Raw genomic sequence first — 25,592 nt, forward strand, 5'->3', positions numbered from 1 at the left:
CCCGCCGCCACCGGGCGCCCGCCGGCCCCGGACCACCCCGCTACTCGGAGGCAACAGCCGTGACCCGACGCCCGCACGAGCGTGCGACCACGCTCCGGCGTCCGATGATGATCGCCAAGATCCACCGGGCGACCGTGACCCAGGCGGACCTGCACTACGTCGGTTCGCTCACCGTCGACTCCGACCTGCTCGACGCCGCGGACCTGCTCCCCGGCCAGCAGGTCGACGTCGTCGACGTCGCCAACGGCCACCGGCTCACCACGTACGTCATCCCGGGCGAGCGGGGCAGCGGTGAGATGTGCATCAACGGCGCCGCCGCGCACCTCATCAAGCCCGGCGACCTCGTCATCGTCATCGCCTACGGCACGCTCGCCGACGACGAGGCCCGCACCTTCGTGCCCAACGTCGTCTTCGTGGACGAGCACAACACGATCGTCGAGATCAGCGACGACCCGGGCCAGGTGCCCGGAGGGTACGGGCTCGAGCCCAGCGGGGTCCCGTTCGAGCAGGTGCAGGGGAGCGAGGGCGTCCTCGGCACCCGTTCCCAGGATTCGCCCCTCGCCGGCGACGACGCACTGGCCGCCTGGTAGTGGCCCGCCTCCACCGGCGGCTGCGCGCGCCGCAGCCGGGCTGGACGACGTCCGCCGACGTCGTCGTCGTGGGCAGCGGGATCGCGGGCCTGACGGCGGCGCTCGAGCTGAGGACCCGCGTGCCGCGGGTCCTGCTGGTCACCAAGGGAGCGCTGTCGTCCGGGTCGACCGTCTGGGCGCAGGGCGGGATCGCGGCGGCGCTCGACCCGACCGACTCGCCCGCGGCGCACCTCGCCGACACGCTCGCCGCGGGCGGTGGGCTCTGCGACCCGCGCGCCGTCGAGATCCTCGTCACCGAGGGCCCCGCCCGGGTGCGCGAGCTCGTCGCGCGCGGCGCGGTGTTCGACACCGACTCGGGCGGCGGCATCGCGCTCGGCCGCGAGGGCGGGCACCACGCCGACCGCATCGCCCACGCCGGCGGCGACGCGACCGGGGCGGAGATCTCGCGGGCCCTCGTCGCCCAGCTCGAGGCCGTCCGCACCGACCCCGGCATCGAGGTGATCGAGAACGCTCTCGTCCTCGACGTGCTGACCGGCGCCGTCGGGCCCGACGGGCGCGCGCCCGCCTGCGGCGTCACCCTGCACGTCCGCGGCGCCGGGTCGCGCGACGGGGTAGGAGCCGCGCTCGCGCCCGCCGTCGTCCTCGCGACCGGCGGTATCGGCCAGGTCTTCCGCTCGTCCACGAACCCGCCCGCCGCCACCGGCGACGGCATCGCGGCCGCCCTGCGCGCGGGCGCGAGCGTCGGGGACCTCGAGTTCGTCCAGTTCCACCCCACGGTCCTCTGGCTCGGGTCCGGGGCGAAGGGCCAGCTCCCGCTCATCTCCGAGGCCGTCCGCGGCGAAGGGGCCGTGCTCCTCGACGAGCTCGGCACCCGGTTCATGCCCGCCGTACACCCGATGGCCGAGCTCGCGCCCCGCGACGTCGTCGCGCACGCCATCGTCCGGCAGATGGCCGCCACCGGCTCGGACCACGTCCTGCTCGACGCGCGCGGGCTCGCCGCCGCACGCGGGCGGGAGTTTCTTGCGCGCCGCTTCCCGACCATCACCGCGCGCCTCCTCGACGCCGGCATCGACTGGACCGAGGAACCCGTCCCCGTCGCGCCCGCGCAGCACTACCACTCCGGCGGCGTGGTGACCGACGTCGACGGGCGCTCCGACGTCCCCGGGCTCTACGCCGTCGGCGAGGTCGCCTGCACCGGCGTGCACGGCGCGAACCGTCTCGCCTCCAACTCGCTCCTCGAGGGGCTCGTGTTCGCGACCCGTGCCGCCCGCGACATCGCCGCACGCCTCGCCGACGGGCAGCTCTCCCAGCACGAGCCCGTCGAACGCCCTGGCGAACCCGGGCTGGTTCCCGCCGCCGCACGCTCGCGCATCCAGGCCATCGCCACTGCCGGGCCCGGTGTCATCCGCGACGAACGCGGGCTCCTCGGCGCGCGCACCCATCTCGCCGCCGTCCTCGACGCAGCCGACGAGGGCGGCGTCGTCGCCGAGCCGCAGCTCGCCGAGTGGGAGACGACCAACGTCCACCAGGTCGCGTCCGCGCTCACCGAGGCCGCGCTGCGCCGCACCGAGAGCCGGGGCGGGCACTTCCGGTCCGACTTCCCCGCGGTCGACCCGGCCTGGGAGCGGCGCGTCGTCGTCCGGCTCGGCGACGGCGGGGATCTCGTCGTCTCCTGATCGCCCACGGCGGCGCCGAGGTATACCGGCCGCCGTACTACTTCGCGAGGTATGCCGGCCGCCGTACTACTTCGCGAGGTATACCGGCCGCCGTACTACTTCGGGGAGCGGATAGCGTGAGCCCGTGACCGAGATCTCGACGCCTTCCGCCTCGACGCAGCCCCTCCTCAGCTCGCTGGCCTTCGACGACGGGCTCGACCCGGCGTGGGTGGCCGCCGTCGTGCGCACCGCCCTCGACGAGGACCTCGGCGCCGAGCCCGGGCGCGACGTGACCACCCAGGCGACGGTCGACGCCGGCGCCCGGGGTACGGCGGACCTCGTCGCGCGCGAAGCCGGCGTCGTCGCGGGCCTCGTCGTGGTGCCCGAGGTGCTCGTCCAGGTCGCCGGGCGGCTCGGGCTCGAGGCGCCGGCCGTGACGTTCGTCGCACGGGACGGCGACCGGGTCGAGGCGGGGCAGGTGCTCGCGACGGCCGAGGGGCCGACGCAGGTGCTGCTCGTCGCCGAGCGGACGCTCCTCAACCTCGCGAGCCGGGCGAGCGGCGTCGCGACGCACACCCGCCGCTGGGCGGACGAGCTCGAGGGCACCGGCGCGGTCGTCCTCGACACGCGCAAGACGACGCCGGGGCTGCGCGCGCTCGAGAAGTACGCCGTCCGCGCGGGCGGGGGGACGAACAAGCGCATGGGCCTGTACGACGTCGCGATGGTCAAGGACAACCACGTCGTCGCCGCCGGGTCGGTCGCCGCGGCCGTCGCGGCGGTCCGCGAACGGTTCCCGGACGTTGCGGTCCAGGTCGAGGCGGACACGACCGACCAGGCGGTCGAGGCCGTCGACGCGGGCGCGGACTTCCTCCTGCTCGACAACATGCCGACGCCCGTCCTGGCCGCCACGGTCGCAGCCGTCCGGGCCCGGCAGGGGACCCCGGCGTCGGGCGTCCCGGGTGCGACGGTGCCCGCGCACGTCGAGCTCGAGGCGACCGGAAACCTCACACTCGACCGCGCGGCCGAGGTCGCGGGCACCGGCGTCGACTTCCTGTCCGTGGGGGCGCTGACCCACTCGTCGCCGATCCTCGACCTCGCCCTCGACCTGCGCGCCTCCTGAGCCGGCGCCCGAATGGTCCGTCCTTCCGGTGCTCGCAGCCTCCCCCTGGAGTCCGCCCGTAGAATCGTCGGGTGACTTCCCCCGACCCCGCGCGTCCCGCCGTGCCCACGAGCTCGCCCGCCACGAACGCCCCCGAGGCCGCCGTGGACGACCTGCCCGAGCAGCTCCGGATCCGCCGCGCCAAGCGCGACCGGATCCTGGAGGAGGGAACGCAGGCCTACCCGGTCTCGGTCCCGCGGACGCACACGATCGCCCAGGTCGTCGCGGGATACGGGCACCTCGAGGCCGGCCAGGAGACCGACGACGTCGTCGGGGTCGCGGGGCGCGTCGTGTTCCTGCGCAACACGGGCAAGCTGTGCTTCGTGACCCTGCAGGACGGCGAGGGCAACCGCCTCCAGGGCATGCTCAGCCAGGCCGTCGTCGGCGAGGAGTCGCTGGCGCGGTTCAAGGGCGACGTGGACCTGGGCGACCACCTCTTCCTCCACGGTCGCGTGATCAGCTCGCGGCGCGGCGAGCTGTCGGTGTTCGCGGACGAGTGGACCATCGCAGCCAAGGCGCTCCGACCGCTCCCGGTGCTGCACAAGGACCTGTCGGAGGAATCGCGCGTCCGGCAGCGTTATGTCGACCTGATCGCACGTCCGGCGGCGCGGGACATGGTGCGTTTCCGTGCCGCGGTGGTGCGTTCTCTGCGCGACAACTTCCATCGGCGCGACTTTCTCGAGATCGAGACGCCGATGCTGCAGACGGTCGCCTCCGGTGCAACGGCCCGTCCGTTCGAGACGCACATGAACGCGTACGACATCGACCTGTTCCTCAGGATCGCCCCGGAGATCTTCCTCAAGAAGGCAGTCGTGGGGGGTGTGGAACGCGTCTTCGAGATCAACAGGAACTTCCGTAACGAGGGCGCCGACTCGTCGCACTCGCCGGAGTTCGCGATGCTCGAGGCGTACGAGGCCTACGGCGACTACGACACGATGGCGGCACTGACGCAGAACCTCGTGCAGACGGCCGCGCAGGACGCTCTTGGTACCACGACGATCACGCTGCCGGGCGGTGAGGAATACGAGCTCGGGGGCGAGTGGACGACGCTCACGATGTACGGGTCGCTGTCCGAGGCGCTGGGTGAGGAGATCACGCCCGAGACGTCGGTCGAGCACCTGTCGAAGCTCGCGGAGCGCCTCGAGGTCGCGTACGACGCGAAGCGCGCGGGCCACGGCAAGCTCGTCGAGCTGATCTGGGAGCACCTGGTGGGTGACCACCTCGTCGCGCCGACGTTCGTGCGGGACTTCCCGGTCGAGACGTCGCCGCTCACGCGTGACCACCGCACGACCCGTGGGGTCGTGGAGAAGTGGGACCTGTACGTCCGGGGCTTCGAGCTCGCCACGGCCTACTCGGAGCTCGTGGATCCCGTGATCCAGCGCGAGCGTTTCGAGGCTCAGGCGCTTCTCGCGGCCGCGGGTGACGACGAGGCGATGCGCCTCGACGAGGACTTCCTGACGGCGATGGAGTACGCGATGCCGCCGTCGGGTGGCATGGGGATGGGGATCGACCGGCTGCTCATGGCCCTGACGGGTCAGGGCATCCGCGAGACGATCCTCTTCCCGCTCGTGAAGCCGGCGCAATGACGGCGGCACGATGATGACGGACAACGGCCCCGGCCGGAAGGTGGCGTGACGATGGTCGGTGTTCTCGAGGCGGTCATCCCCTCGATCGCGGTGGGCCTGATCTTCTGGCTCGTGATGCGCTTCGTGGTGCGCGCGGACCGCAACGAACGGAATGCGATGGCGGCGCTCTGGGCGCAGGAGGACCGTGAGACGGCCGAGAAGCGCACGGCACATTCCGGGCCCCCGTCGAACGAGGGCGCAGAGTCGCGCCAGAATGTCTAGCGCATTCTGTTCCAGAAATTCTTCGGCGCGCTCGCGCGCCTGCTTTGACGGTGCTTCCTTTCGGTGACATCCTCAGATTGTCCCGAGCAGTAGTCCCACAATGCAGGAATCGTGAGGTGCCCTTGTGGCTCAGAAGGTTCAGGTCCTCCTCGTCGACGACCTCGACGGCGGTGCGGCCGAGCAGACCGTGACGTTCGCGCTGGACGGTGTCTCGTACGAGATCGACCTCAACGACAAGCACGCCGCCGAGCTGCGCGAGGCCTTCGCGACGTGGATCGGCCACGCGCGCAAGGTGACGGGCCGCGCCGCAGCGCGCCCCGCCCGCCGGTCGGCCCGTGGCGGCGCCTCGGAGGCGACCCAGGTCCGGGAATGGGCTCGCGCGAACGGGTTCACCGTGTCCGACCGCGGCCGCATCCCGGCCGACGTCAAGGCCAAGTACGACGCCGCTCACTGAGGCTGCGTGCATCGAGCGACGTGACGTCGCCCGAGGGCTCGGCACCCGTGGTGCCGGGCCCTCGCCGCGTCTGGCTACGCTCTTCGCATGACCTCCCCGACCGTCCAGCCCCCGCACTCCGACGTCCGCCGGCTCTGGCTCGGGACGTACCCGGCCCCGGGGACGCCGTCGGGCGGTGGGGAGGGCGTCTGGCGTGTGGACCTGGACGTCACGGCGGGCCGGTTCGACGGCGCCCGCCAGGTGGTGACGGCGCCGTCACCGTCGTTCGTGGCGCTGTCCCCGGACGAGCGGACCCTCTACGCCGTGGGCGAGGAGAGCGAGGGGACGGTGTCGTCGTTCCGTGTGGACGGTGACGGGCTCGCACTCCTCGCGACCCTGCCGAGCGGCGGGGCGGACCCGTGCCACGTGGTCGCGCGGCCGGGTGCGGTGTGGGTGGCGAACTACTCGAGCGGCACGTTCACCACGGTCCCGGTCGACGGCGGGGGCGCCTTCGCGGGCGAGCCGGCGGTGCACGCCGGGGCGGGCACCGGACCGGTCACGGACCGGCAGGAGGGCCCCCACGCGCACTTCGTGGCCCCGACGCCGGACGGCTCGGCCGCGTGGGTCGTGGACCTGGGCGCGGACCGGGTCCGCCGGTACCGCGTGGTCGCCGACGGGGCGGGCGTCGAGCCGGCCGGCACGGCGGTGGCGCTGCCCCCGGGCACTGGCCCGCGCCACCTGGTCTTCGGCGTCCCGGGGACGTCGGGGGAGGGCTTTGCGTTCGTCGTCGGGGAGCTGGACGACCGGGTCCACGTGCTCGCGCTGCGCACCGACGACGACGGCCTCCTCGCCGCCGACGCCGTCACCTCGGTCCAGGCGTGCGCCACGCCCGGGCCGGAGGGTGTGGGGACGTTCCCGTCGCACGTCGCGCTGAGCACCGACGGGACGCGGCTCTACGTCGCGGTGCGCGGACCGGACGTCGTCGCGATCTTCGACGTCGTGCCCGACGGCGAGGGCGTTCGCCTGGCGCACCGGGGCGACGCCCCGCTCGCGGGGGTGTGGCCCCGGCACTTCGCGGTTCTCGACACCGCGGCCGGTGACGTGCTCGTGGTGGCGGGGCAGAGCTCGTCCACGCTCGAGGCACTGCGGGTCCGGCCCGACGGCGGCTCCGAGCCGTTGGCGTCACTGTCGCTGCCGAGCCCGGCGTGCGTCGTCGAGCGTCGGATACTGGAGGGGTGACCGACCCCCGCCGACCGCTGCGCGTCGCGATGCTCAGTGTCCACACGTCGCCCCTCGACCAGCCCGGCACGGGCGACGCGGGCGGCATGAACGTGTACGTGACGGGGCTCGCGCGGGCTCTGGCCCGCGAGGGGGCGACGGTCGAGATCTTCACGCGGCGCACGTCGGGGGCGCAGCCGGACGTGGTGCCGCTGGCCGACGGCGTGTGCGTGCGGCACGTGAGCGCCGGCCCGTTCGAGGGCCTCGACAAGAACGACCTGCCCGGCCAGCTCTGCGCCTTCACGGCGGGAGTGCTCCGCACGGAGGCGTGGCGCGAGGCCGGTTGGTACGACGTCGTGCACGCGCACTACTGGCTCTCCGGGCAGGCGGGGTGGCTCGCGGCCGACCGGTGGGACGTCCCGCTCGTCGCGACGATGCACACGCTCGCGCGCGTGAAGAACGCCGCGCTCGCACCGGGGGACACGCCGGAGCCCGCGGGCAGGGCGATCGGCGAGGAGCAGGTGGTGGACGCCGCGGACGCGCTCGTCGCGAGCACCGCGCAGGAGGCGCGCGAGCTCACGAGCCTGTACGGCGCGGCCCCGGAGCGCGTGCACGTCGTGGAGCCGGGCGTCGACCTCGACGTGTTCCGGCCCGCGCTCGTCTCGACGGACGGTCTCGACCGTGCCGCCGCGGCGGCGCTCGTCGACGCGGACCGTCGGTCGCGCCGCGCCGCTCTCGGCCTCCCCCCGGACCGCCCGCTCGTCCTGTTCGCGGGCCGCGTCCAGCTCCTCAAGGCGCCCGACGTGCTGGTCCGTGCTCTCGGGGTCCTGCGCGACCACGAGCGGCTCGTGCCCACGCTGCTCGTGCTCGGTGGGGCGAGCGGGCGCGCGACCGCGGTGCGCGAGCTCCAGGCCCTCGCCGCGCAGCTCGGTGTCGAGGACCGCGTGGTCGTCCGGGCGCCCGTCCCCGCGGACGAGCTCGCCGCGCACATGCGCGCCGCGGACGTCGTGGCGGTCCCGTCGCACTCCGAGTCGTTCGGGCTCGTCGCGGCCGAGGCCCAGGCCGCGGGCACGCCCGTGGTCGCGGCCGCCGTCGGCGGGCTGCCCACCGTGCTCGACGACGGCGCGACGGGCGTCCTCGTGGCCGACCACTCGGCGTGGACCTGGGCCGAGGCGATCGGGGACCTGCTCGACGACCCGGAACGCCGCGCGGCGCTGCGGGAGGCCGGGCTCGCGGCGAGCCCCCGGTTCGGGTGGGACCGCGCCGCGAAGGAGATGCTCGCCGTGTACGCGGACGCGCGATCGGTCAGGAGCGCTCGAGCACGAGCACGGGGATGACGCGGTCGGTGCGCTTCTGGTAGTCCGCGTAGTCGGGGTAGGCGGCGACGGCGCGCTCCCACCACGCGTCGCGCTCGGCGCCCTGCGCCTCGTGGGCCACGTAGTCGTGCGGCTCGGGGCCGTCCTGCAGCTCGACCTCCGGGTGCGCGACGATGTTGTGGTACCACTGCGGGTGCTCCGGCGCCCCGCCCATCGACGCGACGACGGCGTAGGCGCCGTCGTGCTCGACGCGCATGAGGGCGTTCTTGCGGACCTTGCCCGAGCGGGCGCCCTTCGTGGTCAGGATGATCACGGGCATCCCGCGCAGGGTGTTGCCCTCGGCACCGCCCGACGACTCGTACAGGGCGACCTGGTCGGCGGTGCGGGCGGACGGGCTGGGGACGTACTCTCCGGTCACTGGCATGTCCACGGAACGCCTTCGCCGCACGCGCGCATTCCACGTGCGGCAAAATGGAGGCATGACCTACACCCTCGTGCTGCTCCGCCACGGCGAGAGCGAGTGGAACGCCAAGAACCTGTTCACCGGCTGGGTGGACGTCCCCCTGTCCGAGAAGGGCACCGCGGAGGCGAAGCGCGGTGGCGCGCTCCTGACCGACGCCGGCGTCCTGCCGGACGTCGTGCACACGTCGCTGCTGCGCCGCGCGATCACGACCGCGAACCTCGCGCTCGACGCCGCCGACCGGCACTGGATCCCCGTGAAGCGCAGCTGGCGGCTCAACGAGCGCCACTACGGCGCCCTCCAGGGCAAGGACAAGAAGCAGACGCTCGAGCAGTTCGGCGAGGAGCAGTTCATGCTCTGGCGCCGTTCCTACGACGTCCCGCCGCCCGCGATCGAGCCCGGCTCGGAGTTCTCCCAGGACGCCGACCCGCGCTACGCCGACGCCCCGCAGGTGCTCACCGAGTGTCTCAAGGACGTCCTCGAGCGTGCGCTGCCCTACTGGGAGGGCGAGATCGTGCCGGACCTCAAGGCCGGCAAGACGGTGCTCGTCGCCGCGCACGGCAACTCGCTGCGCGCGCTCGTCAAGCACCTGGACGGGATCTCCGACGACGACATCGCCGGCCTCAACATCCCGACCGGCATCCCGCTGCTCTACGAGCTCGACGAGGACCTCCAGCCCGTCACCAAGGGCGGCACGTACCTCGACCCCGAGGCCGCGAAGGACGCCATCGCGGCCGTCGCGAACCAGGGCCGCTGAGACCCCGGTCTCGCAGACCCGACGCGAAGGCCCGGCACCCCCCCAGGAGGGTGCCGGGCCTTCGCGTTGTCTCCGCGAGGTATACCGGCGGCCGTACTACTTCGCGACGTATACCGGCGGCCGTACTACTTCGCGAGGTATACCGGCGGCCGTACTACTTCGCGGTGGTCAGGCCAGCTCGGCCGGCTCGCCCGTGACCAGGTAGGCGATGCGGCGCGCCACCGACACCGCGTGGTCGCCGAAGCGCTCGTAGTAGCGCGACGCGAGCGTCACGTCGATGGTCTCCTGGACCGAGCCGATCCAGTCCGCGGACAGCAGCGCGCCGAACGTTTGCTCGTGGAGCACGTCGAGCAGGTCGTCGTCCCGCTCCACGGTCGTGGCGAGCGCGAGGTCGCGCGTCTCGAGGAGCGCGGTGGTCCGCCGGGCGACTCGGGTGGCGGCGTCGTGCATCTGGGTGAACGTGTCGGTGACGGTCGGGGGCAGCGCGTGCGCGGGGTAGCTGCGGCGCGCGAGCTGGGCGAGGTGGCGGGCGAGGTCGCCCATGCGCTCCAGGCTCGAGCTCATGCGGAGCGCGGTCACGACCACTCGAAGGTCGGTGGCGACGGGAGCCTGCTGGGCGAGCAGGCGGACGCACTGCTCGTCGAGATCGCGCTCGCGCGCGTCGATCTCGCGGTCGGACGCGATGACCTCCTGGGCCAGGGCGAGGTCGGCGGTCAGGACGGCCTGGCCCGCGTCCGTGATGGCGCGCTCGACCAGCCGGCTCATCGCCGTGAGGTCGTCACCCACCTGGCGCAGCTCGGCCTCGAAGATCTCTCTCATGCGCGCCAGGCTCGCACGCGCGGGCGCACGTCGTCGGACCGTTCGGTGAACGCCGGACCGACTGCCGGTGAACAGTTCGCGGCGGCTGCCCGCGTGGCGGTCTCTTCGCCCGGCCGGGCGCGCCGGGTCCGTAGGCTGATGGCGTGAACTTCCTCGACGGCGGCTGGACGGCGCTCGCGGCGGGCCTCGTCGGCCTGCTCGTCGGCGTCTCCGCCGTGCTCGCGTTCCGGGTGAGCGAGCGACAGCGTTCGCGACCGGCGGGCCGCGCGTCGGGCGGGACCGAGTCCGCCTCGTCGAGCCCGGGTCTCGACGAGGGCCTGGTCCGGGTGCTGGCCGTGCTCCGCTCGGCCGCGGTCGTGCTCGACGACGAGGACCGGGTCGTGCGGGCCAGCCCGCCCGCGTACGCCCTGGGCGTGGTCCGGTCGTCGGAGGTCGCGCACGCGGCGATCCGCGACCTCGTGGCGGCGGTCCGCCGGGACGGCGTGATCCGCGACGAGGAGCTCGAGCTGCCGCGCGGTCCCGTCGGCCGGGGGACCGTGGTGCTGCAGGTGCGGGTCGCCCAGGTGACGCCGCACCTCCTGCTCGTGCTCGCGGAGGACCGCACGGAGGCACGCCGGACCGAGGCGATCCGCCGCGACTTCGTCGTCAACGTGTCGCACGAGCTCAAGACCCCGGTCGGCGCGCTCGCGCTGCTCGCCGAGACGGTGCAGGACGCCGCCGACGACCCGGAGGCGGTGCGCAGGTTCGCGGGCCGCATCGTGACCGAGTCCGAACGGCTGTCCGCGCTCGTGCACGAGATCATCGAGCTCTCCCGCCTGCAGGCGGCGAGCGCGGCCCAGCAGGTCACGGTCGTGCCGGCCCGCGCCGTCGTCGACGAGGCCGCGGCGCGCGCCCGGACGACGGCGCAGGCCAAGGGGATCCGGATCGCCGTCGGCGGCGACCTCGACGCCCGCCTCTACGGCGACCACGCCCTGCTCGTGACGGCGGTGCGCAACCTCCTCGACAACGCGGTCGCCTACTCGGGCGAGCACGCCCAGGTGTCCGTCGGCGTCCGGCAGGAGGGCGACCTCGTCGAGATCGCCGTCGTCGACGAGGGCATCGGCATCGCCCCCGAGGACCAGCAGCGGGTGTTCGAGCGCTTCTTCCGTGTCGACCCCGCCCGCTCGCGGGCGACCGGCGGCACCGGGCTCGGCCTCAGCATCGTCAAGCACGTCGCGGCCGACCACGGCGGCGAGGTGACCGTCTGGTCCGAGCCGGGGCACGGCGCGACGTTCACGTTGCGCATCCCTGCCGCGCCCGACGACGTCCCGCGCGTCGCCGGTGACGACCCGGACGACGTCAGCACCGGTCTTGACGAGCCCGACCGACCGACCGACCGAACCAAGGAGGTGGATGCGTGACCCGCATCCTCGTGGTGGAGGACGAGGAGTCCTACCGCGACCCGCTCACCTACCAGCTCGAGCGCGAGGGCTTCGACGTGGCGGCCGCCGCGACGGGGCCCGAGGCGCTCACGGCGTACGACGCGCTCGAGTCGCAGGGCGGCGTCGACCTCGTGCTCCTCGACCTCATGCTGCCCGGCCTCGACGGGACGGAGGTGTGCCGCGAGCTGCGGCGCCGTGGCGACGTGCCGGTCATCATGCTGACCGCCAAGGACACCGAGATCGACAAGGTCGTCGGCCTGGAGCTCGGCGCCGACGACTACGTCACCAAGCCCTACTCGTTCCGCGAGCTGCTGGCGCGCATGCGGGCCGTGCTGCGTCGTCGTGCCTCCTCCCAACCCGCCGCTGGTGGGGGTGCCGCGGACGCCGACGAGATCGACGACGACGTCCTCGAGGTCGGTCCGGTCCGCATGGACGTCGACCGGCACACCGTCACGGTGGGCGGCGAGCCCGTGTCGTTCCCGCTCAAGGAGTTCGAGCTGCTCGAGCTGCTGCTGCGCAACGCGGGCCGCGTCCTGACCCGCGGGCAGCTCATCGACCGGGTGTGGGGCTCCGACTACGTCGGCGACACCAAGACCCTCGACGTCCACGTCAAGCGCGTGCGGGCCAAGATCGAGCCGGACCCGGGCAACCCGCAGCACCTGCTGACGGTCCGCGGGCTCGGGTACCGGTTCGTCGACGACGAGGACTGAGGGAGCGCGTCGCCGGCGTCGAAGAGCGGGAGGTCCTCGGTGTGGGGGCCCGGTCGTGTGACGGTGCACGAACTCTCGGGCCGAGCATGGGGTTGTGCGCATGTTCGGCGCTGAGAAGGGGGAGACACGCATGGTCGGCGCGGTGGCTGAGTCGTTGCCTGCGTCGGCGGGTCACAGTTTGGTCTCGTCCTTGACACTCGCTCGTGTGTGAGCGCTAACATCGGTCCTCAAGCGCATGTGAGCGCTAACAATGCCGCCTGGGGAGGCGGCGGGACTCGATGACGAGCGCCCGGCCAGAGTCGGCCGGGGCATCTCAAGGAGGAGATATGAACACCAAGCGCACCCGCCGCCTGACGCTCGGGGCCGTCGCGGCGATCGCAGCACTGGGGCTCGCAGCGTGCAGCAGCGGTGGCTCGTCCGGCTCGGACGACACCAAGGGCTCCGGCGGGGACACCATCAAGGTCGGCTTCTCGCAGCTCGGCGCCGAGTCGGGCTGGCGCACTGCGAACACGGACTCCGTCAAGGCCGCCTTCACGAAGGACAAGGGCTTCGACCTGACGTTCGTCGACGCGCAGCAGAAGCAGGAGAACCAGATCAAGGCGATCCGCGACTTCATCGACCAGGGCGTCGACGCGATCGCGTTCTCGCCGGTCGTCGAGACCGGATGGGACCAGGTGCTCCAGGAGGCCAAGGACGCCGAGATCCCCGTCGTCCTCGTCGACCGCACCGTCAAGACGAGCGTCTCCGACCCGTACGCCACGTACATCGGCAACGACTTCGAGAAGGAGGGCGAGACCGCCGTCGCCTGGATCAAGAAGAACGCCGCCGACGCGAAGATCTTCGAGCTCCAGGGCACGCTCGGCTCCTCGGCTCAGGTCGACCGTGAGAAGCCCGTCGACTCCGAGCTCGGCAGCCAGATCGTCGGCAAGGCGTCCGGCAACTTCACGCGCGCCGAGGGCAAGGCGGCCACCGAGGCGGCGCTGCAGGCCTACCCGAACATGACGATGATCGTGTCGCACAACGACGACATGGCACTCGGCGCCATCGAGGCCATCGAGGCCGCCGGCAAGAAGCCCGGCACCGACATCAAGATCGTGTCGTTCGACGGCGTCCGGGACGGGCTGCAGGCGCTCCACGACAAGAAGATCAACTACATCGTCGAGTGCAACCCGGTCTACGGCGACCAGATCGCCGACCTCGTGAAGAAGGTCGTGAACGGCGAGGACGTGGCGAAGTCCACCATCGTCCCGGACGAGGCGTTCGACCAGACGATCACGCAGGAGACCATCGACGCGCGCAAGTACTGACGCGCCCCTCGTCCCGCGCCGAGAGGCGCGGGACGTCGTCGGCGGCGGGGCGAGCGCACCCGCCCCGCCGCCCGCTCCACAGCCACCACCGCAGGACGGAAGACGCCGATGTCCACCACGTCCACGACGGCCAGCGAGCCAGTCGTCCGGATGACCGGGATCACCATCGAGTTCCCGGGTGTCAAGGCCCTCGACGGGGTCGATCTCACGCTCCGCCCCGGCGAGGTCCACGCCCTCATGGGCGAGAACGGCGCCGGCAAGTCGACGCTCATCAAGGCGCTCACCGGCGTCTACCGCATCGACGCCGGCACGATCGCCGTGGCCGGCACGGCGCGGCGCTTCGACGGGCCCGCCGACGCCCAGGAGGCCGGCGTCAGCACGGTCTACCAGGAGGTCAACCTCGCCCCCAACCTCTCCGTCGCGGAGAACATCATGCTGGGGCACGAGGTCCGGCTCGGGCCGTTCGTGAACTGGCCCGCGACCCGCCGTGCCGCTCGGACCCACCTGGCCCGCCTCGGCCTCGACCTCGACCCCATGTCGATGCTCGGCACCCACTCCATCGCGATCCAGCAGCTCTGCGCCATCGCGCGGGCCATGGTCGTCGACGCGAAGGTCCTCATCCTCGACGAGCCGACGTCGAGCCTCGACAAGGCCGAGGTCGCACAGCTCTTCGACGTGATGCGGCAGCTCCGGGCCGACGGCGTCGCGATCCTCTTCGTGTCGCACTTCCTCGACCAGGTCTACGAGATCACCGACCGGCTGACGGTCCTGCGCAACGGGCGCCTCGTCGGCGAGTACCTCACCGCGGAACTGCCGCGACTCGAGCTCGTGTCCAAGATGGTCGGCCGTGCGAGCGAGGACCTCGCCGACATCGAGAAGGCGGCGCGGCGGACCACGACCCACGACCTCACGGGTCGGGAGCCGGTGCTGCGGGCCCTCGGCCTGGGCCGTGACGGCACCGTCGAGCCGTTCGACCTCGACCTCTACGAGGGCGAGATCGTCGGGGTCGCGGGCCTGCTCGGATCGGGCCGCACCGAGGTCGCGCGCCTGCTCTACGGCGCGGACCGGGCCGACAGCGGCACGCTCACTGTGCGGGGCGCGGGCGTCAGGGCGGCGAGCCCGCTCGGCTCGCTGCAGCGCGGCGTCGCCCTCGCCTCGGAGGACCGCAAGAAGGAAGGGATCATCGGGGACCTCACGGTCCGCGAGAACATCGCGCTCGCGATGCAGGCCGAGCGGGGCGCGTGGCGCAAGGTCCCGGCCAAGGAGCTCGACGCGACCGTCGCCCGGTACATCGAGGCGCTCGCCATCCACCCCGCGAACCCCGACGCCCTCATCAAGAACCTGTCGGGCGGCAACCAGCAGAAGGTGCTGCTCGCGCGGTGGCTCGCCACCGCGCCCCAGCTGCTGCTGCTCGACGAGCCGACCCGCGGCATCGACGTCGGCGCCAAGGCCGAGATCCAGCGGCTCGTCGCCGAGCTCGCGAGCGAGGGCATGAGCGTCGTGTTCATCTCCTCCGAGCTCGAGGAGGTCCTGCGGCTGTCGCACCGCGTCGTCGTCATGCGTGACCGCCAGAAGATCGGCGAGCTCACCAACGGGCCGGACGTCACGGCCTCCACCGTCCTCGAGACCATCGCAGCCAGCGGGAGCGCCTCATGACCGGCACCGTCGCCACCGACCCGACCCCTTCGCCCGCGGACCGCGCCCGGCGGACCTTCTCCCGGCTCGCCGGACACACGCTGTTCTGGCCCGTCGTCGCGCTCGTCGTGCTGCTCCTCGCGTGCGGCGTCGTGAGCCCCGGCTTCCTCGACGTGACCGTCCAGGACGGCCACCTGTTCGGTCAGGTCGTCGACATCCTGCGCCAGAGCGCCACGCCTCTGCTCCTCGCGATCGGCATGTGCCTCGTGATCGCGACGGGCGGCATCGACCTCTCGGTGGGGGCCGTCATGGCGATCTCGCTCGCGGTGTCCCTCACGTACATCGCGGAGTCGGGCAGCGGCACGACCGTGGGGACGGCGCTGACCGGGCTGGCCCTGGGGCTCGTGGTCGCGCTCGTCATCGGCGCGTTCAACGGCTTCCTGGTGACCGTGCTCGGGATCCAGCCGTTCATCGCGACCCTCATCCTCATGATCGCGGGCCGCGGCATCGCGATGCTCATCACCAAGGGCCAGATCACCACGGTGACGAGCCCGCCGTTCAAGGCGATCGGCTCCGGCTACGTCCTCGGGATCCCGATGCCGGTGGTCATCGCCGCGGGCGTGTTCGCGCTCGTGGTCCTGCTGGTCCGCGGGACGGCTCTGGGCATGCTCCTCGAGTCGATCGGCATCAACCGCGAGGCCAGCCGGCTGGCGGGTGTGAAGTCCCGCAACATCACGTGGTTCGTCTACGCGCTGTGCGGGCTGCTCGCGGGGCTCGCGGGCATCGTCTACGGGGCGCCGACCATGGCCGCGGACGCCAACAACGTCGGCCTCATGAAGGAGCTCGACGCGATCATGGTCGTCGTCCTGGGCGGCACGAAGCTCGAGGGCGGGAAGTTCTCGCTCGCCGGCTGCGTCGTCGGTGCGCTCATCCTGTCGACCCTGGAGCGGGCCGTCGTGATCTTCCACCTGCCCACCCAGGTCACGCCGCTGTTCAAGGCGCTCATCCTCATCATCGTCTGCATCGCCGGCTCCGACCGCCTGCGTTCCCGGGCGGGGGCTGCGCGTCGCGCCCGCCGCACGCCCGCCGTCCCCGTGGAGGTGGCCGCATGACCAGCACCCAGACCCCGGCCCCGGCGACGACGTCGCGTCGTACGAAGGGCGGAGCGCCGCGGCCCGGCAGCACGGGCGGCATAGCCGACGTCGCGCGCCGGTGGGGCCACCGGCTCGCCGACCGGCGCTTCCTGCCGGTCGCCGGCACGCTGCTCACTCTCGTGCTGATCCTCGTGATCGGCCAGGCGCGCTACTCGACGGACACCCGCAGCTTCGTCAACATGCGGCTGTTCTCGAACCTGCTCGTCGACAACTCGTACCTGCTCGTCCTGGCCGTCGGCATGACGTTCGTGATCCTCACGGGCGGCATCGACCTGTCGGTGGGCGCCGTCGTGGCGCTCGTCGGGCTGGTCGTCGCGAAGCTCCTCATCCTGGGGGTCCCGCTGCCGCTCGTGCTGCTCGCTGGCGTGCTCGTCGGGACGGTGTTCGGGCTCCTGATCGGGGTGCTCGTGCAGTACTTCTCGATCCAACCGTTCATCGCGTCGCTCGCCGCGATGTTCCTCGCGCGCGGCCTGTGCAACGTCGTGAGCGTCGAGTCCCTCGCGATCGAGGACAAGGGCTTCACCGACCTCGCGTCGTGGCGGCTCAAGTTCGGGCACGGCCCGAGCATCTGGTACATCAACCTGTCGATGATCGTGGCGCTCGTCGTCGTCCTCGTGGCCGTCTACCTGCTCCACTACACCCGCTTCGGCCGCACGGTCTACGGGCTGGGCGCGGGCGACGGCGGCCAGGCCGTGGGGCTGATGGGCCTGCGGGCGGCGCGCACCAAGGTGTGGGTCTACGTCATCTCGGGGACGTGCGCCGGGATCGCGGGCATCCTGTTCGCCTTCTACACCCGGTCCGGCTTCAACCTCACGGGCATCGGCATGGAGCTCGACGCGATCGCGTCGGTCGTGATCGGCGGGGCGATGCTCACCGGCGGCAGCGGCTTCGTCCTCGGGTCCGTGGCGGGCGTGCTCGTCTACGGCCTCATCCAGGTGCTCATCGCCCGCGAGGGCCTCGACTCCTGGTGGACCAAGGTCTTCATCGGCGCGGTGCTGCTGCTGTTCGTCCTGCTGCAGCGCGCACTGAGCACCGGCCAGAAGCGCCGGCGCAAGAAGAACAAGGAGGAGAGCCCGGCACCGCCTCCGGCGGCAGCACCGGCCGTCTCCTGAACCACGCGCGATGCGGCCTCCGGGGTCGCGTCGGTGGAACGACCCCGGACGACGAGGACCCCGCAGGTCGGCGGCCCTGCGTCGGCACGTCGGGCGCGTTCCGGGCGCTCGATATCGATATCCGAACACCGAAGGGAAGCTCGACGATGAGACGTACCCGACCGACGCGCCTGCTGGTCAGCACGCTGACCTGTGGCGCCCTGCTGTGCGCGGGAGCTCTGCCCGCCCATGCCACGGAGGTGAGCGCCGTGCCTGCGGCGACCGCGACATCCCCCTCGACCTTCACCAACCCGGTGATGTTCGCGGACGTGCCCGACCCGGACGTCACGTTCGACGGCACCTACTACTACATGGTCTCCACGACCATGTACTACGCCCCCAGCGTGCCGATCATGCGCTCCACGGACCTCGTGCACTGGTCGATCGTCGGCTACACGGCACCGATCCTCGCCGACACCGACGAGCTGGCGCTCCGGAACGGCAAGAACGCGTACGCCAAGGGCACCTGGGCGGCAAGCATCCGGTACCACGACGGCACCTACTACGTGTCCGTCGGCAGTCTCACCACGGGCAAGACGTACATCTACTCGACGAAGAGCATCGAGAAGGGCCCGTGGACGACGTCCGTCCTCGACGGCTACGCGCACGACCAGTCGCTGCTCTTCGACGGCGACGACGTCTACCTCGTCTACGGCGGCGGTGCCCTCGACCTGCGCAAGCTCAAGCGCAACGGCGACGGGACGTTCGCGTGGGACGGCGCTGCGACGCGCATCGTCGACGACGCCAACGTGGGCCAGACGGCCGGCCTCAACGCCGAGGGGTCGCACGCCTACACGATCGGCGACTACTACTACGTCTTCATGATCGAGTGGCCGACGAGCGGCATCCGCCAGGAGGTCGTCTGGCGCTCGAAGTCGCTGACCCCCCAGTCCGACGGCGGCGCCTGGGAGGGCAAGATCGTCTTCAGCCAGAAGGCGACGGTCGAGGGACAGTCCGGCGACGGCGCCGCACAGGGCGGTGTGGTCCAGGCGGCGGACGGCCAGTGGTACGCGATGCTGTTCCAGGACGAGGGCCCCGTCGGGCGCTCGCCCCAGCTCGCCAAGGTGACCTGGTCCGACGACGGCTGGCCGCAGTACCAGCTCGACGCGACCTCGGACGTCCCCGCCGCGGCCGCGTCGGCCGACCCGTCCACCGACCCGGCGGACACGGTGTCCGGCATCGTCTCGTCCGACGAGTTCGACAGCACCGCCACGAAGCCGGGCTACTGGAACAGCGCGAACGACGCCGACCTCGTCGCGTCGGCGGAGAACGCGAACAACGGCTCCAACCTCAAGCTCCAGTGGCAGTGGAACCACAACCCCGACAACCGGTACTGGTCGCTCACCGACCGTCCCGGCTACCTGCGGCTGACGACCGGGAGCCTCGTGACGAGCATCCTCGACGCGCGCAACACGCTCACCCAGCGCACGTACGGGCCGACGAGCTCGGGGGCGATCAAGCTCGACGTGTCCCACATGAAGGACGGTGACGTCGCCGGCATCTCCGCGTACCAGCAGAAGTACGGCTACGTCGCGGTCGAGATGAAGGACGGCGCGAAGAGCCTCGTCATGCGACGCGCCGACAGAGACGGCAAGGTCGTCTCGAGCAGCACCCCCGTGCCGCTGAGCGCCGACACGGTCTACCTGCGCGCCGACGCGGACTACACGGGCTTCGCGAACAAGGCGTCGTTCGCCTGGTCGCTCGACGGCACCTCGTGGTCGAAGATCGGCGACCAGGTCGGTATGGAGTACAACCTGGCGCAGTTCGTCGGCTACCGGTTCGCGATCTTCGACTACGCGACCACGACGACGGGCGGCTACGTGGACGTGGACTGGTTCCACGCGAGCGACGAGATCGGCCAGGGTCTGGCGACGACGTGCACCGGCTCGTCGGACCTCGTCTCCAACGGCGGGTTCGAGAGCGGCTCGGTGTCGCCGTGGACCGGCAACGGCGCGGCGAAGCTCGCACTGACAACGGACGACAAGGCGTCGGGCACGACCAGCGTCTCGGTCACCGGTCGCGAGAAGACCGGTGACGGTCCGCGCCAGGACGTCGCGCTCGAGGCCGGGGTGACCTACCAGGTCTCCGCGAAGGTCAAGTACACGACGGGCCCCGCGACCAAGCAGTTCAACGTCACGGTCCAGGACGCCAACTACAAGGCGTACATCATGGCGTCGAAGACGGTGACGAAGGGCGAGTGGACCACGATCACGGGGTCCTACACGGTGCCGTCGTCAGGCCTCGACCTCGCCTCGGCGCACGTCTTCGTCGAGACCGTGTGGACCGGTAGCCCGGACGCCACGAACGACCTGATGGACTTCCTCGTCGACGACGTGTCGGTGACGGGACCGGGAGCGTTCGACGGCGGCGTCCTGGCCAACGGCGGGTTCGAGGCCGGCTCGGTCGAGCCGTGGACCGGCAACGGGACGGCTCAGCTCGCGGTGACCGCGGCGGCTGCGGCGTCAGGGAGCTGCGGCGTCGACGTGACGGGACGCACCAAGACCGGTGACGGCCCGCTGCAGAGCGTCGCCGACAAGGTCACGGCGGGCGCGACGTACGACGTCGCCGCGAAGGTCAGGTACACGAGCGGGCCGGCGACCAAGCAGTTCAACGTCACGATCGAGGACAAGTCGAAGGCGTACATCATGGCGTCCACGACGGTCACGAAGGGGAAGTGGGCGACGATCAGCGGCTCGTACACGATCCCCGCGACCGGCTTCGACGTCGGGTCGGCGAAGGTGTTCGTCGAGACCGTGTGGACCGGTACGCCCGACGCCACGGACGACCTCATGGACTTCTCGGTGGACGACGTCGCGATGACGGCCCGCGCGACCACCCCGACGCACCCCGCCGGCGACGCCGCACCCGCGAAGACGGTCGGCAACGCCAACCCGCTGATGGACTACCAGTACGGGGCGGACCCGTGGGCCATGGTCTACGACGGTCGCGTCTACGAGTACATGACCGGCGACGGCTCGTACATCGACGCGGACGGCAACGTCGTCCAGGCGTACGAGACCGACGGCGACGGGAACGTCAAGGACAACTCGTACGGCAAGATCCAGACGATCAACGTGATCTCGTCGTCCGACCTGGTGAACTGGCGCAACGAGGGGGCGATCAAGGTCGCCGGCTCGCACGGTGCGGCGACGTGGGCGTCGAACTCGTGGGCGCCCGCCGCGACGCACAAGACGATCGACGGGAAGGAGAAGTTCTTCCTGTACTTCGCCAACAGCGGCGGTGGCATCGGTGTACTGACGTCCGACTCGCCGACGGGACCGTGGAAGGACCCGATCGGCAAGCCGATCGTCAGCTCCTCGACCCCGGGCACGTCCGGCGTCGTGTGGATGTTCGACCCGGCGGTCCTGGTGGACGACGACGGCTCCGCCTACCTGTACTTCGGTGGCGGCGTCCCGAGCACGAACGGGACGTCGTCGGCGGACCAGACGGACCACCCGAAGTCGACGCGCGTCATCAAGCTCGGTGACGACATGGTCTCGACCGTGGGGTCGGCGGAGACGATCGACGCGCCGGGGGTCTTCGAGGACTCGGGGATCAACAAGATCGGAGACACGTACTACTACTCGTACTGCACCAACTTCTCCCACTCGGCGACGATCGACGGACACGAGGTCCCGACCGGGACCATCGCGTACATGACGTCGAAGAACCCGATGGGGCCGTTCACCTACCAGGGCACGATCCTCGCGAACCCGGGGAGCTTCTTCGGGGCGGGCGGCAACAACCACCACGCGATGTTCGAGTTCAAGGACCAGTGGTACATCACGTACCACGCCCAGACGGTCCAGACGGCGCTCGTGAAGGGCGGCTCGCTCGACAAGGAGCACGGCTATCGGTCGACGCAGATCGACACGGTGACCGTGGCCGACGACGGCTCGATCGAGCACGCGACGGGCACCTACCGGGGGGTCGACCAGGTCGGCTCGCTCGACCCGTTCCAGGAGATCTCGGCGGCGACCATCGCCTGGGACTCCGGGATCCAGGACGCCTACGACGCCGACTCGGGGATCCGCGTAGCGCCGAAGGGGTCCGACAGCTCGGGCGACCAGGTGCTGACGAACGTCGACGACGGCGAGTGGACGGCGCTCTCGGGCGTCGACTTCGGGGACGACGGCGCAGCGCGGGTCAGCGCCGATGTCCGGTCCCGGTCGGGAGGCACCGTGCAGGTGCGCCTGGACGCCGTCGACGGCGACGTCGTCGGGACGCTCGATGTCCCGGCCGGCGGCGACGACGCGGACTGGACCACGGTCTCCGTCCCGTTGACGAAGACCGTCACCGGGACGCACGACGTGTTCTTCACGTTCGCGGGTGAGGGCGACGACCACCTCTTCGACGTCGCGTCGTGGCGCTTCGTCCCGGCGGCCACCGCGCCGCAGATCACCGGGATCTCCGTCGCGGACGGCGACACGGTGTCGGGGAAGGTGACGTTCACCGTGGATCTGGGTGGTGAGGCGAAGGACGTGAAGTACACGTACGTCGAGCTGAACAAGGGCTCGGGGCAGACGTGGGTCACGGACAACACGAAGGCGGCGGGATCCACGAACGCGGGGCTGCACCCGACGCTCGTCGTCGACACCACGGCCCTGGCGAACGGCGCGTACGGTCTCAAGATCGACGCGGTGGGGACGAACGGGAAGACGACCGAGAAGAAGGTCTCCTTCACGATCAACAACCCCCCGCGGCTGTCGTTCGTGACCCCGAAGGACGGGGCCACGGTGTCCGGGAAGATGCCGGTGACCGTGGACTTGGGTGGTCAGGGCCTCAAGGCCTACAACCTGCGGGTGGACTCGGCGGGGCTGTCGTACGCGTACGAGCCGAAGGCGGGCGAGCAGACGTTCACGTGGGACTCGACCACGGTCGCCGACGGGGTGCACACGCTGCTGGCGACGGCCACGGACACGGCCGGGAACAAGACCACGATCACCGAGAAGGTGATGGTCGCCAACACGCCCGCGTGGGACGCGAAGGCGGTCTACACGACGGGGGACCGGGTGTCCTTCGACGGGTCGACGTGGCTCGCGTCGTGGTGGACGCAGAACCAGAAGCCCGGTGATGTGACCGGCCCTTGGCAGGAGATCGCGACGACGTCGGACGGCACCGCGGTGTGGACGGCGTCGCGGATCTTCAGCTCCGGTGACGTGGCGGTCTATCAGGGCGTGACCTACCGGGCGCAGTGGTGGACGCGGAACCAGAAGCCGGGCGACCCGAACGGCCCCTGGGAGAAGGCCTGACGGACCGGTCGCACCACAGGCGGCGGCGTCACCCGGACTCGGGTGGCGCCGCCGCCGTGTCGGCGCGGGCGGGCGGCCCGGCGGCGTAGGTCAGGCGCGCGCGAGGCGTCCCTCGAACGCGGTCCAGGACTCGGGGGCGAGCCGGATCGTCGTCGAGCCGCCGCTCCCGGGCGTCACGGCGCGCGCGACGTCGACGGTGGACCAGCACTCGCGCTGGACCTTCGCGGCGTGCTCGGGTCCGGCGACGGCCGGCTCGCGGTCGGCGAGCATCTGTCGGCCCTGCTCGAGCGTGACGACGGCGCCGGCGTGGGCCACCTCGACCTCGACGACCTCGTCGCCACGGTTGGTGAGGAAGACGGCGAGGGCTCCGTCGTCGTCGACGGTCGCGGCGGCCGTGACGAGCGGGACGTCCCCGTGCCGCGCGGTCGCGTACGACGGCGCCTCCACGCGGAGGTCGAGGGCCTCGCCGCGGGCGAGACGTGCCGTCGTCGCGAAGGGGTGGAAGGTGGGCTGGCGCCAGGCCTCGCCGCCGGGCTCGGTCATGATCGGCGCGATCACGTTGACGAGCTGGGCGAGGCAGGCGACGGGAACCCGGTCGGCGTGGTTGAGGAGCGTGACGAGCAGGTCGCCGACGACGACGGCGTCGAGCCCGGAGTAGACGTCCTCGATGATGCGGGGGGCGTCGCGCTGGATCGGGAGGTTCGACTCGCCGGGGAAGCGGGAGTCGAGGTACCAGACGTTCCACTCGTCGAAGGAGACGGTGATCTGCTTGTCGGAGCGGCGACGAGCCGCCACGGCGTCGGCGGACGCGACGACGCGCCGGATGAACCGGTCCATCCCGGTCCCGGACCCGAGGAAGCTGGCGCGGTCGCCGTCGTGCTCCTCGTAGTAGGCGTGCATGGAGATGTGGTCGACGAGGTCGTAGGTGTACGACAGGACGGTCTGCTCCCACTCGCCGAACGTCGGCATGTCCATGGCGGAGGAACCGCAGACCACGAGCGAGATCGCGGGGTCGACGAGCTTCATGGCCTTGCCGGCCTCGGCGGCGAGCTTGCCGTACTCGTGGGCGTCCTTGTGCCCGATCTGCCAGGGCCCGTCCATCTCGTTGCCGAGGCACCAGAGGCGGACGCCGTAGGGCTCGGTGCGGCCGTTCGCGATCCGCAGGTCGGCCCAGCGGGTGCCGGCCTCACCGTTGCAGTACTCGACGAGCGCGGCGGCGGCCTCGACGCCGCGGGTCCCGAGGTTGACGGCCATCATCGGCTCGACGCCCTCGCGCTCGGCCCACTGCAGGAACTCGTCGGTGCCGACGAGGTTGGGCTCGACGGTCCGCCACGCGAGGTCGAGGAAGGGCTTGCGGTCCCGGGCGGGGCCGACGCCGTCCTCCCAGCGGTAGTTCGAGACGAAGTTGCCGCCCGGGTAGCGCAGTATCGTGACGCCGAGCTCGTGGGTGAGGTCGGCGACGTCGCGGCGGAAGCCGTGCTCGTCGGCGGTCGGGTGGCCGGGCTCGTAGATCCCGGTGTAGACCGCGCGGCCCAGGTGCTCGACGAACGAGCCGAACAGCCGCCGGTCGACGGTGCCGACACGGAAGTCGGGGTGCAGGGTCACACGGGCGTGGGGGTGCGTCATCGGTCCTCGTCTTCTGCTGCGGCCTCGATCGCGCGGGACGCGCGGGCGACGTGATGTTAGCGCTCTCATCTGAATGTTCGTGAAGAGGACCGGCGCATCCCGACCCTCTCGCTGTCGCGGTCTCCCGGCGGTCAGCTCCCGGGTGCTAGTCGTGCGAAAGGCGCCCCGCGCATCGATGTCAGGCCGGACCCGTCGCGCGCGTCCGTGACGACCTGGCTTAGCCGTTCGGCGGGGACGGCGACGATGGTCGCGTCCCGACCGAGGGTGGGGGTCGGTGCGAGCGCGACGACCTGGCCCGCGGTCTCGGCCAGCGCCCGGGTGATCGACGCCAGCAGCGGGGTCCGGACCGACAGGCCGTGCGTGGCGGTGAGCCCGTCGGCGCCGACGAACGCATGGTCGACGCGGATCCCGCGCAGGCTGGCCTCCGCGACCGGGCCGACCAGTGCGAGCGTCCCGGGCTGGGTCGTGCCGCCGGTGAGGATGACCTCGGCGTCGCTCGCCGAGAGCTCGACCGCGACGACGAGCGCGTTGGTGACGACCGTCAGGCCGGGCACGTCCGCGAGCTCCCGGGCGACGGCGCGTGCGCAGGGTCCCGCGCTGAGGGCCACGGTGTCGCCGGGCCGGACCAGCGCGGCGGCGAGCGTGGCGATCGTACGCAGGCTCGGGGCGTCGTCGGCCTCGTCGTCCGTGGTGGCGGCGGCCGCGGGTGCGGCCGCAGCAGCGTGGGTGAGGGATGCGCCACCGCGGTGGCGGACGAGGAGACCTTCGGCGTCGAGCCGGCGCAGGTCGCGGCGGATCGTCGCCTCGGACGCGCGGGTCAGCCTGGCGAGGTCGTGCAGGGAGGCGACGCGGTTGGCGCGGACGTGCTCGACGATCGCGCGTCGCCGTGCGAAGGGGTGCACGGCGTGCTCGTCCTCGTCGACGGCGGTCCGTTCGGCGACGAGCATGCGCGCTCACTCCCTCGTGGCTCTCGACGATGGGCTCGGGCGGCGAGCCGCCGTTGTTAACGTTATCAGCAGACAGCGTTGTCTTTCGAGGGAGACGCGGGGGACGACGCGCCGACGGACGGCTCGCGAACCAGG

At 71.8% G+C, this 25,592-nt stretch carries 20 protein-coding genes; 16 read left to right on the forward strand and 4 right to left on the reverse strand.

What is annotated here, in order from left to right; all coding sequences use genetic code 11:
- Nucleotides 1-59 precede the first annotated feature (59 nt).
- The 8 genes from panD to mshA all read left to right on the forward strand — a co-directional run bounded on the left by panD (nt 60) and on the right by mshA (nt 8,239).
- On the forward strand, nt 60-590 hold the full coding sequence (panD, locus tag KDY119_RS02970; RefSeq protein ID WP_407657421.1) for an aspartate 1-decarboxylase: 531 nt from the start codon (nt 60-62) through the stop codon (nt 588-590).
- The gene (locus KDY119_RS02975; protein WP_036954074.1) at nt 584-2,266 is read left to right on the forward strand and encodes an L-aspartate oxidase; all 1,683 of its coding nucleotides are present in this window, start codon (nt 584-586) and stop codon (nt 2,264-2,266) included. Before panD ends, KDY119_RS02975 begins: the two co-directional genes overlap by 7 nt.
- 133 nt (nt 2,267-2,399) lie before the next feature.
- A complete protein-coding gene (gene nadC / locus KDY119_RS02980; RefSeq protein ID WP_227994601.1) occupies nt 2,400-3,365 on the forward strand; it encodes a carboxylating nicotinate-nucleotide diphosphorylase in 966 nt (321 codons plus the stop codon).
- Nucleotides 3,366-3,466: 101 nt separating this feature from the next.
- A complete protein-coding gene (gene lysS, locus KDY119_RS02985; RefSeq protein ID WP_036953609.1) occupies nt 3,467-4,990 on the forward strand; it encodes a lysine--tRNA ligase in 1,524 nt (507 codons plus the stop codon).
- Between the two features lie 51 nt (nt 4,991-5,041).
- A complete protein-coding gene (locus KDY119_RS02990; protein WP_036954068.1) occupies nt 5,042-5,251 on the forward strand; it encodes a hypothetical protein in 210 nt (69 codons plus the stop codon).
- Nucleotides 5,252-5,375: 124 nt separating this feature from the next.
- Nucleotides 5,376-5,705: a histone-like nucleoid-structuring protein Lsr2 gene (locus tag KDY119_RS02995; RefSeq protein ID WP_036953606.1), complete on the forward strand. Its 330-nt coding sequence runs from the start codon at nt 5,376-5,378 to the stop codon at nt 5,703-5,705.
- 87 nt (nt 5,706-5,792) lie between these two features.
- A complete protein-coding gene (locus tag KDY119_RS03000; RefSeq protein ID WP_153021918.1) occupies nt 5,793-6,923 on the forward strand; it encodes a lactonase family protein in 1,131 nt (376 codons plus the stop codon).
- 29 nt (nt 6,924-6,952) lie between these two features.
- On the forward strand, nt 6,953-8,239 hold the full coding sequence (mshA, locus tag KDY119_RS03005; protein ID WP_036954066.1) for a D-inositol-3-phosphate glycosyltransferase: 1,287 nt from the start codon (nt 6,953-6,955) through the stop codon (nt 8,237-8,239).
- Here mshA and KDY119_RS03010 read toward each other — a convergent pair.
- Nucleotides 8,208-8,642, reverse strand: coding sequence for a nitroreductase family deazaflavin-dependent oxidoreductase (locus tag KDY119_RS03010; RefSeq protein WP_036953600.1), 435 nt, complete (start codon nt 8,640-8,642; stop codon nt 8,208-8,210). The genes mshA and KDY119_RS03010 overlap by 32 nt on opposite strands.
- A 55-nt stretch (nt 8,643-8,697) precedes the next feature.
- On the opposite strand from KDY119_RS03010, the gene KDY119_RS03015 reads away from it, so the two are divergent.
- Nucleotides 8,698-9,435 (forward strand): phosphoglyceromutase, encoded by a 738-nt coding sequence (locus KDY119_RS03015; protein WP_036953597.1) that lies wholly within the window; start codon nt 8,698-8,700, stop codon nt 9,433-9,435.
- Between the two features lie 168 nt (nt 9,436-9,603).
- Here KDY119_RS03015 and phoU read toward each other — a convergent pair whose 3' ends face one another.
- A complete protein-coding gene (gene phoU, locus KDY119_RS03020; protein WP_036953594.1) occupies nt 9,604-10,254 on the reverse strand; it encodes a phosphate signaling complex protein PhoU in 651 nt (216 codons plus the stop codon).
- A 143-nt stretch (nt 10,255-10,397) separates the two neighbouring features.
- Here phoU and KDY119_RS03025 point away from each other — a divergent pair, with 143 nt between their 5' ends.
- The 7 genes from KDY119_RS03025 to KDY119_RS03055 all read left to right on the forward strand — a co-directional run bounded on the left by KDY119_RS03025 (nt 10,398) and on the right by KDY119_RS03055 (nt 22,884).
- Nucleotides 10,398-11,654: a sensor histidine kinase gene (locus tag KDY119_RS03025; RefSeq protein ID WP_083891066.1), complete on the forward strand. Its 1,257-nt coding sequence runs from the start codon at nt 10,398-10,400 to the stop codon at nt 11,652-11,654.
- Complete coding sequence (locus KDY119_RS03030) at nt 11,651-12,385, forward strand: response regulator transcription factor (protein WP_036953591.1); 735 nt, start codon at nt 11,651-11,653, stop codon at nt 12,383-12,385. Before KDY119_RS03025 ends, KDY119_RS03030 begins: the two co-directional genes overlap by 4 nt.
- A 326-nt stretch (nt 12,386-12,711) precedes the next feature.
- Complete coding sequence (locus KDY119_RS03035) at nt 12,712-13,692, forward strand: ABC transporter substrate-binding protein (protein ID WP_036953588.1); 981 nt, start codon at nt 12,712-12,714, stop codon at nt 13,690-13,692.
- 108 nt (nt 13,693-13,800) lie between these two features.
- A complete protein-coding gene (locus KDY119_RS03040) occupies nt 13,801-15,348 on the forward strand; it encodes a sugar ABC transporter ATP-binding protein (protein ID WP_036953585.1) in 1,548 nt (515 codons plus the stop codon).
- Nucleotides 15,345-16,439, forward strand: coding sequence for an ABC transporter permease (locus tag KDY119_RS03045; protein ID WP_083891064.1), 1,095 nt, complete (start codon nt 15,345-15,347; stop codon nt 16,437-16,439). The genes KDY119_RS03040 and KDY119_RS03045 overlap by 4 nt, the downstream gene beginning before the upstream one ends.
- Nucleotides 16,436-17,593: an ABC transporter permease subunit gene (locus tag KDY119_RS03050; protein ID WP_083891062.1), complete on the forward strand. Its 1,158-nt coding sequence runs from the start codon at nt 16,436-16,438 to the stop codon at nt 17,591-17,593. The genes KDY119_RS03045 and KDY119_RS03050 overlap by 4 nt, the downstream gene beginning before the upstream one ends.
- 248 nt (nt 17,594-17,841) lie before the next feature.
- Nucleotides 17,842-22,884, forward strand: a complete 5,043-nt coding sequence (locus tag KDY119_RS03055; protein WP_051136823.1) for a family 43 glycosylhydrolase — start codon at nt 17,842-17,844, stop codon at nt 22,882-22,884.
- A 90-nt stretch (nt 22,885-22,974) separates the two neighbouring features.
- Here KDY119_RS03055 and arfA read toward each other — a convergent pair whose 3' ends face one another.
- Both arfA and KDY119_RS03065 read right to left on the reverse strand, forming a co-directional pair.
- A complete protein-coding gene (gene arfA, locus KDY119_RS03060) occupies nt 22,975-24,510 on the reverse strand; it encodes an arabinosylfuranosidase ArfA (RefSeq protein ID WP_153021919.1) in 1,536 nt (511 codons plus the stop codon).
- A gap of 131 nt (nt 24,511-24,641) precedes the next feature.
- A complete protein-coding gene (locus KDY119_RS03065; RefSeq protein ID WP_051136822.1) occupies nt 24,642-25,457 on the reverse strand; it encodes a DeoR/GlpR family DNA-binding transcription regulator in 816 nt (271 codons plus the stop codon).
- Between the last annotated feature and the right edge of the window lie 135 nt (nt 25,458-25,592).

The sequence above is a fragment of the Luteimicrobium xylanilyticum genome, assembly GCF_009429125.1.
Lineage (GTDB): Bacteria > Actinomycetota > Actinomycetes > Actinomycetales > Cellulomonadaceae > Luteimicrobium > Luteimicrobium xylanilyticum.